This window comes from Microvirga sp. 2MCAF35 (assembly GCF_052115545.1).
Classification (GTDB): domain Bacteria; phylum Pseudomonadota; class Alphaproteobacteria; order Rhizobiales; family Beijerinckiaceae; genus Microvirga.
In genome coordinates this window covers 83,857-99,921 of record NZ_JBFRGW010000002.1, presented here as the reverse complement: position 1 = coordinate 99,921, position 16,065 = coordinate 83,857, and the positions used below count along the sequence as shown (strand labels likewise).

Below are 16,065 nucleotides of genomic sequence, written 5' to 3'. Positions count from 1 at the left end.
CGACCGTATCGAGACGGCAGATCGGCCCGGCCGGAAACGTGGCCGGAAGGGATGTGACAGACTGCAATTCCGATTAGCCGAACGATCCTCTCTCGACGGAACGAAGGCCCACCTTGACCGTTGGCATGGGGTCTAGCTAACGTCAGGAGAGCATCATCATGAACAACATCATCTGGCTCATCGGCGCGATCGTGGTCGTTCTCGCGATCTTGTCGTTCCTCGGATTGCGATAAGGCACTGTACCCAGGAGCGCCTTGGCTCTTGGGTCCAAACGATGTTCGTTACCAGCCCGCGCATCGTCTGATACGGATCGTCCGTCTCGCGCGATGCACTGGCCGAAATCCATGAACCTGCAAGGCCGCTTCTCTCTCGAAGCGCCTTGCAGTTCTTGCTATCGCTCGGGCCAATTCTCTTGGAATGAATCGCGAAAGTGAAAGCCACTTTGGGTCCGGTGCTTTAGCGCAGCGAGCTATTCCATCAGCACCATGATGACCGATGCGACATTCACGACCGCCAATGCGCCGAGCAATGCCGGAAGCAGAGGAATCCCAAGCCGCCGAGGGGCTCGATCTCTGGCAATATCAGTGCGGGAAGTGAGATGATAGCCGTTGAAGGCCATGGCTCATCCTCTTCGTAATATGACCTAAGGTAAATCGCAGGGCACTTTGCTCCTGAAGCGCGCCACGCGAGGTGTGCTGCCGCACGATGCGCTACAGCATCGAATGAATCCCCAAAGTGCAAATCCCTATAGGGTCCGATGATCGAGGCCCTAATGCCGCGTGGCGGTCTTCTGGATCTGGAGAAGCTGGCCTTCGACGGCGCGCATCCGGGTCATCAGGCGGTCGAGCTCGGAAAGAAGGAATTTCTCGTCCTCTTTGGCCTTCTGGACGAGATCGGGGGAGGAGCCGTGACGGACGCGCTGGATGGCATCTGCAAGCTGCCGATCCAGAAGTCGCATGTGTTGCTCCAGATCCAAGAACTCTTGATGAAGCTTGGTCTCCTTGAGCACAATCGGGATCTCACGTGCAGACGGTCGGTTCTGAGCCTAAGCTACAGCCTGGAGGCAGGTTCCTCCAAGGCAAAAACGAACCCCTGGCAAATTTCTTAACGGCCAAGCTGAAACGGAGCGCGAAGTTCACCGTTCTGTGATCAGGGCTGCTCCCGATGGCGTACCACCGGGGAGTTGGGTTATTGTATTCGGTCCCTCGAACACAGAGTTTCGAGGCGCGTCTGGCAGAACAGGTGTTTGCGTCGCGTCTTGCTTTTCACCGCGACCACCCGCTTTGCGTTTCCGGGCCGGTCTTTCCTTCTATCGCCGAGCCTCGCGCGTCGTCGCACCCGCGGAGTGCTCCAAGAACAGCCGCCGGATTACAGAGGAGATCGCCGGATGGGACAGAAAATCGAGCCTAATCGTGTCGCCTTGATCGTCGAGGACGACTTCGAGGTCAGAGGCTTGGCGGCAGCGCTCCTTGAAGAAACCGACCTGAAGGTTGTCGAGGCGTCCAGTGCGGAAGAGGCCCTGGACTATCTGCGGCTGCATTCGGACGAGGTGGCTTTCCTGTTCGCCGATGTGCGCCTCCCATGCCTCATGGATGGCCTGGACCTCGTTCGCACGGTGCGCCTGAAATGGCCATGGGTGCGGACCGTCCTGACCTCCGGGCGGCCTCTCGACCAGCGTGAGGCCGATGTTCCGCGGGATGTGCGCTTCATGCAGAAGCCCTGGAGAGCGCTGGATGTCCTGATGGAAGCCGAGAAGGCGGCAGTCGCATCCCGGCGGAACTGATGCTGCTGCGATCAGACGTGTTCTGCCTTCCATCGTGCCGGGAGCGTGGAACCTTGGCGCTTGCCAGGAATTTGCGTCAGCAGTTTGAAAGGATTGACTGATGCCGCACACGTCCATCGCCACAGGCAGCTTCCCGTCCCGCAAGGAGGCCAATCAGGCCGTTCAGCGTCTGGTGTCGGGAGGTTTCGCCCGCAACAGCATCGCCGTCCACGAGCGTGAGGACGACGATGGATACGACCTGGAAATTCATACCCGTCGGGAGAACCTCAGGCGCGCCGAACGCCTGATCCACGATTCCGCGCCTTTGTACGTGGTGCGGGAGAAGGCTTCCGACGTCGTTCATACCGCCAGGTCATACCCGCTGGTCCTGCTTGGAGCCGGGATCCTGACGGGGTTCCTGATCTACAATCTCATCCCGCGCGAGACGTCATCCGGTCACCGGAACCGCCGCAGGGGCTGATGCCGATTTTGCACATCGAACGATGCTCTCGTTGAAAGAGGAAGCATCGGATCCGATCCCAAATGTGCAAGTCCGCTTTTGGATCCGATGCTTTAGAGTTCTTCGTCGTCTTCGGGATAGTGAGCCTGTTCCAGACGTTCCAGCAATTGCTGGATGCGATCGGGAGCAGGCTCTTTCAGCATACTCTGATAATTCTGCTGCAATTGCCTTCCAAGATCCTTCAGGAACTCGGATTGACCGGTCGACGTCAGGTTGTCGGAGCCGATGCTCCAGCCCCGATCGCTCCCTTCCGCATAAGGATGGTGCCGCTTTGGCATCCATGCCCTCCATTTCTGCTCGTCTTTGAGCTGTGAACGAGTGAGGCTGCGTAGGGTTTCAGCTAAGTTTATGGAAAAGAATAGTTTTTTCTGAGAAAGTGCCACAAGGGCCCAGATTGGGACAAGCTTCCTCGGCCGTCAGGTGCGGTCCGAGCGTCTTCTACCAAAGGATGCGGCGACCGCCGGTCGCATTGGATTCAGCTGAACACTGCGTCAAAGCTCGACCTTGGCGACAAAGGCGGGCTGGGTTCATGCGTGAAGTTCTCATGGTCTATTTGTGCGGTGTGATCCTGCTGCTGGCAGTGTCTACCACCATCGACGGCGAGGAGGGGGTGGGTCTCGACCACATTCTCATCGCCGGCTTCGGCTGGCCGATCCTGACGCCTATTCTGGCCTTGAGGGCCTGGAGCGGTCGTTAAAGGCGGCGTTTCTTGGAATGCGATCTGGTCCTCAGGCGCATTCCCTTGCATCATCGTTATTGCTAAGTTGAGCCGCAACCGTCTCGAATGAACTCATGTCCAGAGCGATCCTGTCCACCGCGATCCTTTTGTTGTCACTCGGCGTGGTGCACGCCCAGACGAGTTGCTACCCGCGCATCGGCGCCTATAGCGGGCAGTACGAGGGCCAGTGTCCCGGTTCCGGTCTCAAATGGATGGCGGTTGAGAATACGATCGGGGCTTATGGGCGAAACTGCAGCGACGAGCCATGGACGTACAACCGAACGGAGAAGACGTTCTACAATCCCAAGGCCAATGAGAAGTTCGCCATGCAGGATTGTTATGCGGCCAATCGCGATCAGCCTGCGAGCGCTCTGAAGACGAGCTTGGGCAGCGATATGGTTCGACGCTTCCACGAGAGCAAGATCCAGCGTCCCGGGGCCGCTGAGGAACAAGCGTCCGCCCGTCGCTGAGGGCCGCACTCCTCGCTGGGGAGTGCCCCAGACGCAGAGCATCGAACGCAGGAGCGGGAACCGATTTTGTGTGCAAAGATGCGAGAGAGCAAAACCTGGAGCATTGGACGTGAGTTCGAACTGACGTCCAATGCGCGAGAAGCGACCTACACGATCTTGAAGTCCGCATTGGTCATCTTCAGTCCCGTGGCGAGCTTCGCGAAGGCGACCTGCTCGGCCGCGCCCGTGCCGTCGGAATCGTAGTACAGAATGCCGTGACCCTGATCGTAGATTATGCGATCCGTCGCATCGTGAGCGGTTTCGCCTGTCCAGAAAGCCGCCGAGTTCAGGCGCCCGTTCGGGCCGACTGCGGTGAACACGCTGTTCTCGAGCCATACGGTGTCGTTTGCGACCGAGAAACCTCGGATCTCGTCGATATTCGTGGCCCCGTCCGGTGTCGTGTTGAAGACGAACGCGTCCTTACCGGCGCCTCCGCGCAGAATGTCGTTGCCCCAACCGCCATAAAGCTGGTCGTCATTGCCTCCGCCGGACAGGCTGTCATTGCCTGAATCGCCCCACAGACGGTCGTTGCCATTGCCGCCGGAAATCGTGTCGTCCGCTTGCCTGGTTTTGATCCGGTCATTTCCGACGCCGCCCTGGACCACGTCGCTGTGCGCCGTTCCGGAAAGAACGTCGTTTACGTTCATGTACTGGAGCTGGCCGTAGAGAGGAGCTTCCGATCTGCTCACCCCGAGCGGGAGGCTCTTGGCCCAATCGAGCCCTACCGAGTTGAGGACGGAGGCAACGACGGAGTTGCTGTTCAGGTCCCCTCCAGGAAACTGCTGGAAGATATCCGCGCTGTAATGCAGACCGGCCTTGTCGATGTTGCTGGCGTGCTGAACCATCACCTTCCAGACATCGTTCGCATTCCTCGAGCCAAGGTCCAGCGGCGTTCGATGCCGTTCCTGAGGTGTGTCGGACCCTCTTCTGTCAGGAGAAGAGGCCAGGTCGGCACTGGCTATCGTTCCAAGCTCGCCGAAGCCTTCGAGCGAGCCCCTGATCACCTTCTCGGATACGACGCGTCCTGCGGCGTCCGTTTGCGTCTTGACCAGATAGAGATGGAAAAAGCCGCTGTTGATGGCTTGGAACTCGAGGGGCTTGGCTTCGATCGCTATAACCGTCGGCATACGCGGCTCCCAGAACGAATCGCACACCCCCGGCTCACTGCATATGTTCTTTCACCATCAACTATGCTGCAGCCTTTGCTGTTCCATCGGGCCGCATCGTCCACGGCGATGCCATGGCGCCGTTCACGGGCGTCATGATCCGTAAGGATACGTGAATTGACCGATGCCGCAGACAGGGGGAGACTGATGCGTGGCCGACAGCATTGGTTGCTCCCTCTGAAGAACTGAGGCCCCTTCGGGGCCTCTTTTGTTGCCGTATTCTTCGGACGGTCCTCAGGCCCTGAGGCTCTCCAGGAGCTTTTGATACGGCTCCCGCCGCTCGCGGTATTTCAGGAGCAACTCGGCCTCGATATATCGCTTCTGTTCGGCATCGATGTTGCTGTGGCTGAGATTCAGGATGTCCTCGCCGTACTGGAAGTCTATGTTCGTCAGCGTCCGCGTCACCCAGAGGATTTTAAGATCGTTGTCGGTGATCGCGCCTCCGGGTGACTGCCGCTCGGGACGCTGTTTCGTCACCCCCGTCCTGTTGACCACCATGCTTCCCCCTTCAGAAACTGTGAGGAATAATATCGTTCCGGGGCGGTTGCCGGCAACGCGTGCAATCTAAGCTTGCGGAGTAAAGTCCAGGCTCCAAGTCGGTAACCCGGACGGTGAGGGGTGGAATCGTCTGCGAGGTCAACTCCGTCCGATCAGCTCGATACCGGATTCGGGCGCTCAACCCTGGAAAATCTTAACGCGAGCTTTCCGCGCCCAGGCCCTTAGGTAGTACGTAATACCCCTTAGTGAGTAACAGGTGGTGGCCCTCTCTTGATCGGTTCAAGACTTTGAGTCCTGATAGCGAAAGGAGGACTACCCGCTCCATTTTGTCCTAGGGGGGCAATCCATGATCAAGGATGATTTCGACGATGCCGCGGCGCCTCGTGCGCCTGAAGTCGATTCTACGCAGCGCTTCGCAACAAGGTTGCTTTGCGGGAACGCCCTGCTGCAGGCCGGTCTCTCGCAGCTTCTCTCTGGCACCTGCTTCGATGTGACCGGATCGGCATCGAACGAACCCGATCTCTGCGTCGTCGACGGTACTGGAAATTTTCAGCAGACGCTCGAACTCATCCGGGAGACCAAGGCGCAGCATCCTGCGGCGCGAGTGGTGGCGATCTCCCATGAATTCGATGTTCAGGCCGTGCATTCCGCCGTCGCGACCGGGGTCGACAGTTTCTGCCTGGCCACGAGCGCGCGCGACGTTCTGATCAGGACGTTCGAGCTCACCATGCTGGGCGAGAGGATTCTGCCCGGTTCGCTCGTGCGCCAGCTTCTCACGCAGGAATTCTCGTCCGCCAGCGCGGCCGAGATCATTCCGTTGGCCGATCACCGGACGCCGGATCCGAAAGTGTCGAAGCTCTCGCCGCGCGAGACCGTGATCCTGCAGTCCCTGATGGGCGGCGATCCGAACAAGGTCATCGCACGCAAGCTCGACATCACCGAGGCGACGATCAAGGTCCACGTCAAGGCGATCCTGCGCAAGATCGGCGTCGCCAATCGCACCCAGGCGGCCATGTGGGCGACGGGAAATCTCCGCGACGTCGGTTCGACGGCCGGCGAGTTCCGCGAGGTGCGGCGCTTGAGCTGAACACTGGACGCGTCACGCCGCAGCCGCAGCGAGCAGCGAGAGGATTGTTGCCGCGACGTTGATGCTCATGACCACGAAAAGCAGTGCGACCGACACGGGAAAGGGTCGCACGGCCGGTTCGAATGTCGTCCGGTGATGATCGGTAGCCTTCATGGCGTCTTCCTTTCGAGCTTGCTGAATACCTGCAGAATGGCGTGCTTCGCTCGACGGCGCTGTGAAGCATTTCACATGGGAGCATCGGACACGAAAGATGCGCCCGATTTTCAAGACGTCGTGCGACTCGTGACGTCCCGATCCTTATAAAGAAACCGAGCGATCGCCTTCGCGACGTCCCGCGCCCGCTCGATCGGGAGCATGTGCGTCTCGTTCCTGAAGATCCGCAACTGCGCGCCTGGGATGAGCCGTGCCGTCTCCTCGAGCGCGGCCACATCGAAGAACGGGTCGCGCGTCGCACCGACGATAAGGGCCGGCGCCGCGATGCGGGCGAGCCAGGACGGATCGCGGCCGAATTCCTCGCCCGCGACGGCGTTGAGGCCACGCACGATTGTCGCCGGATCGTTCATCGTCTCATGCAGCCGCCTGCGCTCCTGACTGAACCGCCAACGGATGAGCCAGTTGAGCCACGGGCGGCGGAATACCAGGCCGAATTCGTCGAGAAAGCCCTCGAAGTCGCCGGCCCAGGCGCAGGCGATCTGCCGGTCGACGCTGCGGCGTCCCTCCGGCGAGAAGCGATGGGCGCTGACCATCAGGATCAGTTCCTTCACGAGGTCGGGGCGATCCGCAGCCAGACGCGCGGCCACGAAGCCGCCGAAGGAGATGCCCATCACGGTGGCCGGGCCGATCTCCTGCAGGATCCGCGCCACGTCGTCGACGATGGTTCCGACCGTGTAGTCGGCGGGCGGCGACGGCTCGTAGCCCAGAATGTAGACCGGGCGGCCGGAGGGCAGGAGACGGGCGATGCGCCTCGCATCCCGCAACGCCCGCGCCGGGATCGGACGCCTGACGAAAGCCTGTCCGCCGTTGAGCACGACGATGGGGTTGGAGCCTGAACCCGATTGCACATAGGGAATCTTGTTCAGGAAGAGACCTGATTGAAAGTCCTTCATGGTGGCTACGCGAGGTCGAATGCAGCCGCTCCGGGAGCGTTTGATCGTTTGCGAGGAACGGCCGCAAAGGGGATGGACATCTGCCTCACATGCCGATCCCGTCGGGGCGAACGGCAAAACGCGCCAGTCATGGGCTGGAGCGGGAACGAAAGGCAGGAATGGAGCCGACGGACACTGGAAGAGTGGCGGCGGCGGGCGGCCGGGATCCTTTTCCTAACGGGGCTTGGACGTTACGTCAACTGCCGAGTTTGTCCCTTAAAGTCCGGGTTATGAATCTCACCTCATCCTGAGGAGCAGCGAAGCTGCGTCTCGATGGATCTTCCAGTGTTCTCTGGAAACGCCCTCGTGCCCGGACATAGTCCGGGACCTCGAGACGGTCGCAGGGCGACCTCCTCAGGATGAGGGCTCAGGATTGCGCTGATCTCTGCGCGAGCGAATTTGTCGGTGACGTGGATCCGGTTCAGCGTCGAGAACGCGAAACGGAAACGAAAAAGCTGTTTGCCTTAGAAGCCGAGCGAAACGGCCGGAAGATCTTCGAGGGCCGGTCGGGCGAAGAGAAAGCCCTGGAACAGGCTGATGCCCGCATCCCGCAGAGTGGAGAGCTCCGCCTGGGTCTCGACGCCTTCGGCGATGATTGCGATGCCGAGGGCGCGGGCGATCACAAGGATGCCGGCGATGATGGCCTGACGTGCGGACGAATCCGTGATGCCGCGAATGATCTCCATGTCGATCTTGATGAGATCGGTCTGGAAATTGGCGAGGAGGTTCAAGCCCGCATGGCCCGCGCCGAAATCGTCGATGGCCGTGATGAACCCGAGGCGCCTGTACTCCGCGATGATCCGGGCGACGTGCTTCGTGTCCGCCATCCGCTCGTTTTCCGTGAACTCGAACATGATCCGCCTTGTGTCGAAGCCCACGCGGCGAGCCGTCTCGAGGGATGTTCTGATGCAGGCCGAGGGCTCGTAGACCGCATTCGGCATGAAGTTGATGGAAAGCCGCGTCTCCTCGGTTCTCGGGAAGAGGCGGCCCGCCAGTTCGATGGCCTTCACCCGGCAGGCCTGATCGAACTTGTACTGCCGGGCTTCATCGACCTGGCTCAGGATCTGCCATGCCGATTGCCCTTCCGTTCCCCTGACCAGCGCCTCGTAGCCCCAGACGATCTCCCGGTCGAGATCCACGATCGGGTGGAACGCCATGGTGAAGTCGAACGGGAGCGGCTCGCCGTCCCGGCATCCCTGGCAACCCGATTTCATGTCCACTGGCGTTTCCGATCTGACGATTGAAGGATTTCACAGATCAGTATGGGGAAAGATCTTGCGATTGCCCTAATGCATCGTGCGGACCCGGCGGGCCGCGCTAGCGAAAAGTGGACCCGGTTTTCTGCGTCGAACGATGCATCAGCTCAAGAATGGAGCATCGGACCCCAAAGTGGAATCCACTTTTGGGTCCGATGCTCTAACGTGAGGAAAAGCACATCCAGGCCGTAGGTCTTCAGGCAATCTCGCAGTCTGCCACAGTTCTCAACCCCGCATGGGCAGAGCGCGCCGCGGAGCCAGCCGTCTTGCCGGGGAAGACTGACGGTTCATCGTTGACGCAAGACATGCGGGAGGTGCTGCCATGACCAGCGGCCGATTTGCCTTTCCACCCTCCGATGATGCGATCTTTCTGACCGACGGCGGACTCGAAACCACGCTCGTTTTTCTCGAAGGCCTGGATCTTCCCTGCTTTGCAGCCTTTCCGCTTCTGCGCAGCGAGGAGGGGCGAGCCCGGCTCGAACGATATTTCGAGCCCTACATCCGCACCGCCATGGAGCGGGATGTCGGGTTCATCCTGGATACGCCCACATGGCGGGCCAACGCCGATTGGGGCGCGAAGCTGAACGTCTCGCCTGCTGAACTGGCGAACGTGAATGTGGAGGCCGTGCGCTGGGCGGCCTCCCTTCGGGACAGGCTCTCTGACACCAGGGAACGAATCCTGATCAATGGCGCTATCGGCCCGCGCGGGGACGGCTACAGAGTGGATACGCGGATGGCAGCGGAAGAGGCGCAGGCATATCATGCGCCGCAGGTGGAAGCCTTTCGCGAGGGTGGAGCGGACATGGTGAGCGCCGTCACCATGAACTATGCAGAGGAGGCCATCGGCATCGCGCGCGCGGCGGAGGCGCTCGGCATGCAGGCGGTGATTTCGTTCACGGTCGAAACGGATGGCAGGCTCGCCTCCGGCGAGACACTCCGATCCGCCATCGAAAGAACGGATCGCGAGACCGGTCATATTCCGGCCTATTACATGATCAACTGCGCACACCCAACCCATTTCGACCACATCCTGGCTGGGGATGACGAATGGATCCGGCGCATTCGAGGGCTACGCGCCAATGCCTCGGCTAAAAGCCACGCGGAACTCGATGAATCCACCGAGCTCGACCCCGGCGATCCTGTCGATCTCGGGCGTCGTTACCGGGCTCTGCGCCAGCGCATGACGCAGCTTTCCGTGCTCGGAGGATGCTGCGGCACCGATCATCGTCACATCGCGGCGATCTGCGAGGCCTGCATTCCATCATCAGGCCGAGGGGCGTGAAGGTCCGCTTTCGGTCGTATGCCGGTTCCAGGGCCAGCGGCCCTCGATTTCGACTTCGAGCGAGAAGCTGAGGAACGTCCGGATGAGGACGATGCCGCCGAGGATCAGAAGGCTTTGGATCGTCGGCTCGATGGCGACCGTGTTGATGATGTCGGCGGCGACGAGGAATTCGAGGCCGAGCAGAATGGCGCGGCCCACATTCGAGCGATAGAGGGTGAACGCGTCCGCCCCCGGGCGGCCGTTCAGGATCTGCCAGAGCGCGGCGATGCTCGATCCGAGGATCCCGAGGACAATGATGGCGATCCCGCCGACCTCGATGGCACGTGTCGTCAGTTTGAGCGCCGAGAAAAACCAATCGTCCATGAGCGATCCTTAAGCCTCATGGACATAGATTCATAGGACAGCTTGGCCAAGCCTCCAGGGGAGAGAGACGCCTGTTTTCGGTCAACGGCATTCGGCTCCCGGTTCACAGACCTCATTCGATTGGGCATGCGTTGCCAGTTTCTCTCACGCCATCACCGGCCTCGTGCCGGTGATCTCGATCGGAAAGACGTCTCGCTTCACGGAAGCGGGATGGCCGACACAAGGCTGGCCATGACGCAGAGGGGGGCTCGTCCTTCGAGCCGGTCGCTCCGCGGCCTTCTTAGGATGAAGCCTCAACAAGGGTGGGGATCGAACCGGGGTGTCGAAACGATCAGGTAAACCCCGGCTTGCTCGGAAGTCCCATGCGCTTGAACATCATCACGACCGGGCACATGCCGGTGAAGGATGCCTGCGCCAGATGGGCGCCGAGGAGCCCGGTGAGCCAGAGCCAGTTGATGTTCACGGTAACGGCGAGCAGGACGGAAACGATGATGAGCCCGCCGACGGTCAGAAGGAGCGCGCGTTCTAGGGCATCGGATAAGCCCAAAAAGTGGTGTCCACTTTTTGGGCTTATCCGGTGCCTCTTTTGGAAAGCGCATCGTTCGACGCGGAAAACCGGGGCCACTTTTCGCTAGCGCGGCCCGCCGGGTCCGCACGATGCGCGTCATGACCATGCCTCCAACAGAGACACGCCGATTTTACAACAAGCCTGACGGGGACAAAAGAAAAAGGGCCGGCTATCAGCCGACCCTCTTGAACCTTGTGCGTGTCGCTCAATAGGCCGACGACACCCGCGATTCATCCTCGACGTCGAAGAGGCGCTGGCCGCGTAGCACGACCACGGGCGAGCCCACGGGCACGCGGCTGTAGAGGTCGATGATGTCCTGGTTGAACAGGCGGATGCAGCCGCTCGACACGGACTGGCCGATGGACCATGGCTCCGTGGTGCCGTGGAGCCGGTACATGGTGTCGACGCCGTTGTTGTAGAGATACAGGGCGCGCGCGCCGAGCGGGTTGTTCAATCCGCCTTCCATGCCGCCGGCCCAGCGGCCGTTGCGCTCAGGCTCGCGGCGGATCATGGCGGCGGTGGGCGTCCAGCGCGGCCACGTGGCCTTGCGGCCGATCCGTGCGCGGCCGCTCCAGGCGAGCCCTTCCTTGCCGACGCCGATGCCGTAGCGAATGGCGCGGCCGCCCTCACGGACGAGGTAGAGATGACGGGCTTCCGTGTCGACCACGATAGTGCCCGGTTCCTCGCGTCCGTAATAGGCGACCTCGCGGCGCAGGAAGCGCGGATCGACTTCCGAAATGTCGGTGGCGGGCAACGGATGCGGCTCGTCCGGGCGCGGGCCGTACATGGCCACATAGGCGGGATCGATGCGGCGGACGGCTTGCTGCATGGGGCCTTGTGTCGAGACACAGGCCGCCAAGGCCATGGGAAGAAGAACCGCAAGGAAGCGGGTCGCGTTGTTCAACAGTGACGGGCGCGAAGCCAGGGCAGCAAACATCAGTAGGGTGACCTGCAGTTTCTGTTTTTGGTGTGATCTGCCGAGGCTCAAGCGCGACGGCAATACTCATGAAGAGACATAGCCTTGGTGGTGACGACAAGGTGGATCTTGCATGGCGGAAATGTGGCAAGGCCCGGGTGTGGTTTGCAAGACACAGTATTTTGAACGCCTCGATCCATTCGACTCGCCGCGAGTTAACGCTTTGAATAGGTTCGTTAAGTTTTCTGTCTCACCTCAAGCGACGAACGAGTGTTTTCATGCAGCGCATACCCATACGGATGCTCACGATTTGCGGCATCTCCGAACTGCCGGACCAGCGAGACAGGTCCGTGACCCATGTGCTCTCGATCCTGGATCCCGACCATCCCGACCCGGAAGCCTTCGGGGCCTACGATCCGCACCACAGGACGATCCTGCGCTTCCACGACATCATCAATCCGATCCCGGGCATGATCCTTCCCACGCCGCAGGATGTGGAATCGATTCTCCGCTTCGGAGACGACGTGATGGAAGAAGGTGAGGGGCACGTCGAAGGACACCTGCTCGTCCATTGCCATATGGGCGTCTCGCGTTCGACTGCCGCAATGCTCACTCTCATGGCCCAGGCTAATCCCGACGAGAGCGAGGACGTATTGTTCGAGCGACTCGCCGAGATCCGGCCTCAGGCGTGGCCGAACTCCCTCATGGTCGATTTCGCCGATGACCTCCTGGGGCGCAACGGACGGCTCACGGATGCGTTGCGCCGACATTACGGCCGCCAGATTCAGCGCATGCCGAATTATGTGCAGCTGATGCACGATCTCGGACGCGGCCGCGAGGTCGAGATGGCGGCTTGAGGGCTGTTGCGAAAAACGACAGGCCATTACATCCCAAGCCCTCATCCTGAGGAGGTCACTTCAGTGACCGTCTCGAAGGACGAGGGCGTCTCCAGAGAGCACTGGAAGATCCTTCGAGACGCAGCTGCGCTGCTCCTCAGGATGAGGCCGGAGGGTGATGAGCCGGCCTCTCAGGCTGAGGCAAGAGCTTGAAGATTGCTGCTTCAAATGAAACCGCTGCGGAAACTTATCGCGCCGCGACTTTCCCCAAAGCGCCGAACTTCGCATCCGACCTCACCGGAACGGACGCCGCGTCGTCGCTCGCCAATTCTTCGATGATCGGGCAATGGGGACGCGCATCGCCGTGGCAGTTCGTGGCGAGATGCTTTAGGGTCGATGCCATTTCCTGCAGTTCCCTGATCTTGCGTTCGAGCACGCCGACATGTTCCAGCGCGATGGCCTTCACGTCCTTGCTCGCGCGCTCGCGATCCTGCCAGAGCGACACGAGATCCGCGATCTGCTCGACGGAGAAGCCGAGGTCTCGCGAGCGGCGGATGAAGCGCAGGGTGTGCACGTCGTGATCCGAATAGACGCGGTAGCCGGATTCCGTCCGCACGGTCTTCGGGATCAATCCGATGGATTCGTAATAGCGGATCATCTTGGACGATACGCCCGAAGCCGCGGCTGCCTGTCCGATATTCATGCGACACCTTCGACGGTTTGAATGGGGGAAGCCGATTGCGCCGCTGCGATGGGAGCCGTGAAGCCGCGCAGGCGCAGGGCATTGCCGAGAACGAACACGCTCGACAGCGCCATGGCGCCGGCCGCGAAGATCGGCGAGAGCAGGGTACCGTTGACGGGATAGAGCACGCCCGCCGCGACCGGGATCAGCAGGACGTTGTAGGCGAAGGCCCAGAACAGGTTCTGCCGGATGTTGCGGATCGTCGCCTTGGACAGCGCAATGGCGTTCACGACGCCGCGCACATCGCCCGACATGAGCACCACGTCGGCGCTCTCGATGGCGATGTCCGTGCCCGTGCCGATGGCGATGCCGATATCGGCCTGCGCGAGGGCAGGGGCATCGTTGATGCCGTCGCCCACGAAGGCGATCGGGCCGTACGCCTGCGCCAAGCGCTTCACCACCTCGACCTTGCCGTCGGGCAGCACTTCCGCCGCCACCTCGTCGATCCCGATCCTCTTCGCGATGGCCTCGGCGGTCCTGCGGTTGTCGCCGGTGATCATGGCGACCTTCAACCCAAGCGCATGGAGCGCCGCGATGGCCTCCGGCGTCGAAGGCTTGACCGGATCGGCCACCGCCACGATGGCCGCGAGCCTGCCGTCGATGGCCGCATAGAGCGGGCTCTTGCCCTCGGCGCCGAGACGCGCGGCACTATCGGCGAAGCCGGAGACCGGGAGGCCGAGCTTCGTCATGAAGCGGTCCGCCCCCACATCCACCTTCCGCCCCTCGACGAGAGCGGAAACGCCGAAGCCCGGCACGGCCTCGAAGCTATCAGTCGGGGATAGGGTGAGGCCGCGCCGCTCGGCCGCCGCCACGATGGCCTGGGCGATTGGATGCTCGGAGCGGCTCTCGACGGCGGCGACCAGCCCCAGGGCCTCGGTCTCGGAGAATCCGGGAGCCGTCACGAGGTCGGTCAGCTCCGGGCGTCCCTGAGTCAGGGTGCCGGTCTTGTCCAGGGCGACGACGCCGACCTCCTTCAGGCTCTGCAGGGCCTCGCCCTGGCGGAACAGCACCCCGAGTTCCGCCGCCCGGCCGGTGCCGACCATGATCGAGGTCGGGGTCGCCAGACCCATGGCGCAGGGGCAGGCGATGATCAGCACGGCGACCGCGTTCACCAGGGCGAAGGTGAGGGCCGGTTCGGGACCGAAGAGGAGCCAGACCAGGAAGGTGAGGGCGGCGGCGGCCATGACGGCGGGCACGAACCAGGCGGTCACCCGGTCGACGAGGGCCTGGATCGGGAGCTTCGACCCCTGAGCCTGCTCGACCATGCGGATGATCTGGGCCAGCACCGTGTCGGCGCCGATGCGGGTGGCCCGGAAGGTGAAGCTGCCGGTCCGGTTGATGGTACCGCCGACCACCTCCTTGCCGGCCGATTTCTCGACCGGAACAGGCTCGCCGGTGATCATGGATTCATCCACGTAGGAAGATCCTTCCAGCACCATACCATCGACCGGGATCCTCTCGCCGGGGCGGACCTGGACGACATCGCCGGCCTGAACCTGATCGAGGGGCACCTCCAGGGCCTCGCCGTCGCGCACCACGCGGGCGGTCTTGGCCTGCAGGCCCATGAGGCGCTTGATCGCCTCCGACGTGCGTCCCTTGGCCTTCGCTTCGAGGAAACGGCCGATCAGGATCAGGGCCACGATCACGGCCGCGGCCTCGTAATAGACGTTGTCCATGGCGGCGGGCAGAATCCCAGGCAGGAAGGTCGCCACGACCGAATAGGCATAGGCCGCGCTCGTGCCGAGAACGACCAGCGAGTTCATGTCCGGCGATCCACGCAGCAGGGCAGGAACGCCCTTCCGGAAGAAGCGCAGCCCCGGCCCGAACAGGACAAGCGTAGTCAGGGCGAATTGCAGGTACCAGCTGTTGCGATGCCCGAAGGTTCCCATGACCCAGTCATGGATGGCGGGAATGAAGTGGGAGCCCATTTCCAGAGCAAAGACCGGCAGGGTCAGGATTCCTGCGACCAGCACGGCCTGCCTGAGGCCGGTGATCTCGGCCTCGCGAGCCTCCCGCTCCCGGTCCGCCTGACCGTCCTCCCGCCGGATCGGCTTGGCCGCGTAGCCGGTCTGCTCGACGGCGCTGATCAGACGAGCCAGGATGTCCGCACCGCCGAGATAACGGACAGACGCTCGCTCCGTGGCGAGATTGACGGAAGCCTCCACCACGCCGGGAACGCGCCCGAGCGCCTTCTCGACCCGGTTGACGCAGGAGGCGCAAGTCATGCCGTCGATCTTCAGCTCGACATTGCTCTCCGACGGCTCGTAGCCCGCAACACGGATCGCTTCCGCGACCGCCGCAGGATCGGCTCCCGAGGGGGCGAATTCCACATGGGCCCGTTCCGTGGCAAGGTTGACGTTCGCAGCCGTGACGCCCTCCACAGAGCGGATCGCCTTCTCCACGCGGCCCACACAGGAGGCGCAGCTCATCCCATGGATGGATATGTCGATGCTGTCGCTAGGGGCAGGTCTGGCGGCCGTCATGGAAAATCTCCTGATCTTATATGGGAACGAGGTGTAATCCTTCCAATCATGGGAAGGTCAAGCGAGCGTGACACGGGTTTGGGAGGTCTGTCCTGGCGGAACCTCGGCCTCGCTTGGGGAACCATGCCTGAACCTGGGTCATTGATCCGACACGTTTGCCACCTAGGTGGCAGAGGCGACTTCCCGTCTCGTCGAACGACGCGGTAGTTTGACC

20 protein-coding genes are annotated in these 16,065 nt (G+C 61.8%); 7 read left to right on the top strand and 13 right to left on the bottom strand.

Going from position 1 to position 16,065, the window contains the following annotated elements; all coding sequences use genetic code 11:
• Positions 1 to 469 precede the first annotated feature (469 nt).
• Positions 470 to 619: a hypothetical protein gene (locus tag AB4097_RS01570; RefSeq protein WP_442036570.1), complete on the bottom strand. Its 150-nt coding sequence runs from the start codon at positions 617 to 619 to the stop codon at positions 470 to 472.
• Positions 620 to 769: 150 nt separating this feature from the next.
• Positions 770 to 958, bottom strand: coding sequence for a hypothetical protein (locus tag AB4097_RS01565; protein ID WP_442036568.1), 189 nt, complete (start codon positions 956 to 958; stop codon positions 770 to 772).
• A 429-nt stretch (positions 959 to 1,387) separates the two neighbouring features.
• On the opposite strand from AB4097_RS01565, the gene AB4097_RS01560 reads away from it, so the two are divergent.
• Positions 1,388 to 1,783: a response regulator gene (locus tag AB4097_RS01560; protein ID WP_442036566.1), complete on the top strand. Its 396-nt coding sequence runs from the start codon at positions 1,388 to 1,390 to the stop codon at positions 1,781 to 1,783.
• Positions 1,784 to 1,883: 100 nt separating this feature from the next.
• Positions 1,884 to 2,243 carry a hypothetical protein gene (locus tag AB4097_RS01555; RefSeq protein WP_442036564.1) on the top strand — a complete coding sequence of 120 codons (360 nt, stop codon included), beginning with the start codon at positions 1,884 to 1,886 and terminating at the stop codon, positions 2,241 to 2,243.
• A gap of 92 nt (positions 2,244 to 2,335) precedes the next feature.
• On the opposite strand, the gene AB4097_RS01550 is transcribed toward AB4097_RS01555, so the two are convergent.
• The gene (locus AB4097_RS01550; protein WP_442036562.1) at positions 2,336 to 2,665 is read right to left on the bottom strand and encodes a NepR family anti-sigma factor; all 330 of its coding nucleotides are present in this window, start codon (positions 2,663 to 2,665) and stop codon (positions 2,336 to 2,338) included.
• 146 nt (positions 2,666 to 2,811) lie between these two features.
• On the opposite strand from AB4097_RS01550, the gene AB4097_RS01545 reads away from it, so the two are divergent.
• Positions 2,812 to 2,979, top strand: coding sequence for a hypothetical protein (locus AB4097_RS01545; protein ID WP_442036560.1), 168 nt, complete (start codon positions 2,812 to 2,814; stop codon positions 2,977 to 2,979).
• 95 nt (positions 2,980 to 3,074) lie between these two features.
• Entirely contained in the window at positions 3,075 to 3,470 is a 396-nt protein-coding gene (locus AB4097_RS01540; protein WP_442036558.1) for a hypothetical protein, read from the top strand.
• A gap of 146 nt (positions 3,471 to 3,616) precedes the next feature.
• On the opposite strand, the gene AB4097_RS01535 is transcribed toward AB4097_RS01540, so the two are convergent.
• Both AB4097_RS01535 and AB4097_RS01530 read right to left on the bottom strand, forming a co-directional pair.
• Complete coding sequence (locus tag AB4097_RS01535; protein ID WP_442036556.1) at positions 3,617 to 4,636, bottom strand: hypothetical protein; 1,020 nt, start codon at positions 4,634 to 4,636, stop codon at positions 3,617 to 3,619.
• Positions 4,637 to 4,909: 273 nt separating this feature from the next.
• Entirely contained in the window at positions 4,910 to 5,173 is a 264-nt protein-coding gene (locus AB4097_RS01530) for a hypothetical protein (RefSeq protein ID WP_442036554.1), read from the bottom strand.
• Positions 5,174 to 5,519: 346 nt separating this feature from the next.
• On the opposite strand from AB4097_RS01530, the gene AB4097_RS01525 reads away from it, so the two are divergent.
• The gene (locus AB4097_RS01525) at positions 5,520 to 6,260 is read left to right on the top strand and encodes a LuxR C-terminal-related transcriptional regulator (protein WP_442036552.1); all 741 of its coding nucleotides are present in this window, start codon (positions 5,520 to 5,522) and stop codon (positions 6,258 to 6,260) included.
• Positions 6,261 to 6,272: 12 nt separating this feature from the next.
• Here AB4097_RS01525 and AB4097_RS01520 read toward each other — a convergent pair whose 3' ends face one another.
• The 3 genes from AB4097_RS01520 to AB4097_RS01510 form a co-directional block, all read right to left on the bottom strand.
• Positions 6,273 to 6,413, bottom strand: coding sequence for a hypothetical protein (locus AB4097_RS01520; protein WP_442036550.1), 141 nt, complete (start codon positions 6,411 to 6,413; stop codon positions 6,273 to 6,275).
• A 110-nt stretch (positions 6,414 to 6,523) separates the two neighbouring features.
• Entirely contained in the window at positions 6,524 to 7,366 is an 843-nt protein-coding gene (locus AB4097_RS01515; RefSeq protein WP_442036548.1) for an alpha/beta fold hydrolase, read from the bottom strand.
• A 503-nt stretch (positions 7,367 to 7,869) separates the two neighbouring features.
• Complete coding sequence (locus AB4097_RS01510) at positions 7,870 to 8,619, bottom strand: EAL domain-containing protein (RefSeq protein ID WP_442036546.1); 750 nt, start codon at positions 8,617 to 8,619, stop codon at positions 7,870 to 7,872.
• Positions 8,620 to 8,983: 364 nt separating this feature from the next.
• Between AB4097_RS01510 and AB4097_RS01505 the strand changes: the two genes are divergently transcribed.
• The gene (locus AB4097_RS01505) at positions 8,984 to 9,943 is read left to right on the top strand and encodes a homocysteine S-methyltransferase family protein (protein WP_442036544.1); all 960 of its coding nucleotides are present in this window, start codon (positions 8,984 to 8,986) and stop codon (positions 9,941 to 9,943) included.
• On the opposite strand, the gene AB4097_RS01500 is transcribed toward AB4097_RS01505, so the two are convergent.
• From AB4097_RS01500 to AB4097_RS01490, 3 genes are all read right to left on the bottom strand, one after another.
• Positions 9,926 to 10,306, bottom strand: a complete 381-nt coding sequence (locus AB4097_RS01500) for a DUF1622 domain-containing protein (protein ID WP_442036542.1) — start codon at positions 10,304 to 10,306, stop codon at positions 9,926 to 9,928. The two genes, AB4097_RS01505 and AB4097_RS01500, sit on opposite strands and share 18 nt — an antisense overlap.
• Before the next feature lie 331 nt (positions 10,307 to 10,637).
• Positions 10,638 to 10,853, bottom strand: coding sequence for a YgaP family membrane protein (locus tag AB4097_RS01495; RefSeq protein WP_442036540.1), 216 nt, complete (start codon positions 10,851 to 10,853; stop codon positions 10,638 to 10,640).
• A 226-nt stretch (positions 10,854 to 11,079) separates the two neighbouring features.
• Complete coding sequence (locus AB4097_RS01490) at positions 11,080 to 11,811, bottom strand: L,D-transpeptidase (protein WP_442036538.1); 732 nt, start codon at positions 11,809 to 11,811, stop codon at positions 11,080 to 11,082.
• 257 nt (positions 11,812 to 12,068) lie between these two features.
• Between AB4097_RS01490 and AB4097_RS01485 the strand changes: the two genes are divergently transcribed.
• The gene (locus AB4097_RS01485; protein WP_442036536.1) at positions 12,069 to 12,647 is read left to right on the top strand and encodes a tyrosine phosphatase family protein; all 579 of its coding nucleotides are present in this window, start codon (positions 12,069 to 12,071) and stop codon (positions 12,645 to 12,647) included.
• A gap of 226 nt (positions 12,648 to 12,873) precedes the next feature.
• Here AB4097_RS01485 and cueR read toward each other — a convergent pair whose 3' ends face one another.
• Both cueR and AB4097_RS01475 read right to left on the bottom strand, forming a co-directional pair.
• On the bottom strand, positions 12,874 to 13,329 hold the full coding sequence (gene cueR, locus AB4097_RS01480) for a Cu(I)-responsive transcriptional regulator (RefSeq protein ID WP_442036534.1): 456 nt from the start codon (positions 13,327 to 13,329) through the stop codon (positions 12,874 to 12,876).
• The gene (locus tag AB4097_RS01475; protein ID WP_442036532.1) at positions 13,326 to 15,851 is read right to left on the bottom strand and encodes a heavy metal translocating P-type ATPase; all 2,526 of its coding nucleotides are present in this window, start codon (positions 15,849 to 15,851) and stop codon (positions 13,326 to 13,328) included. Before AB4097_RS01475 ends, cueR begins: the two co-directional genes overlap by 4 nt.
• Between the last annotated feature and the right edge of the window lie 214 nt (positions 15,852 to 16,065).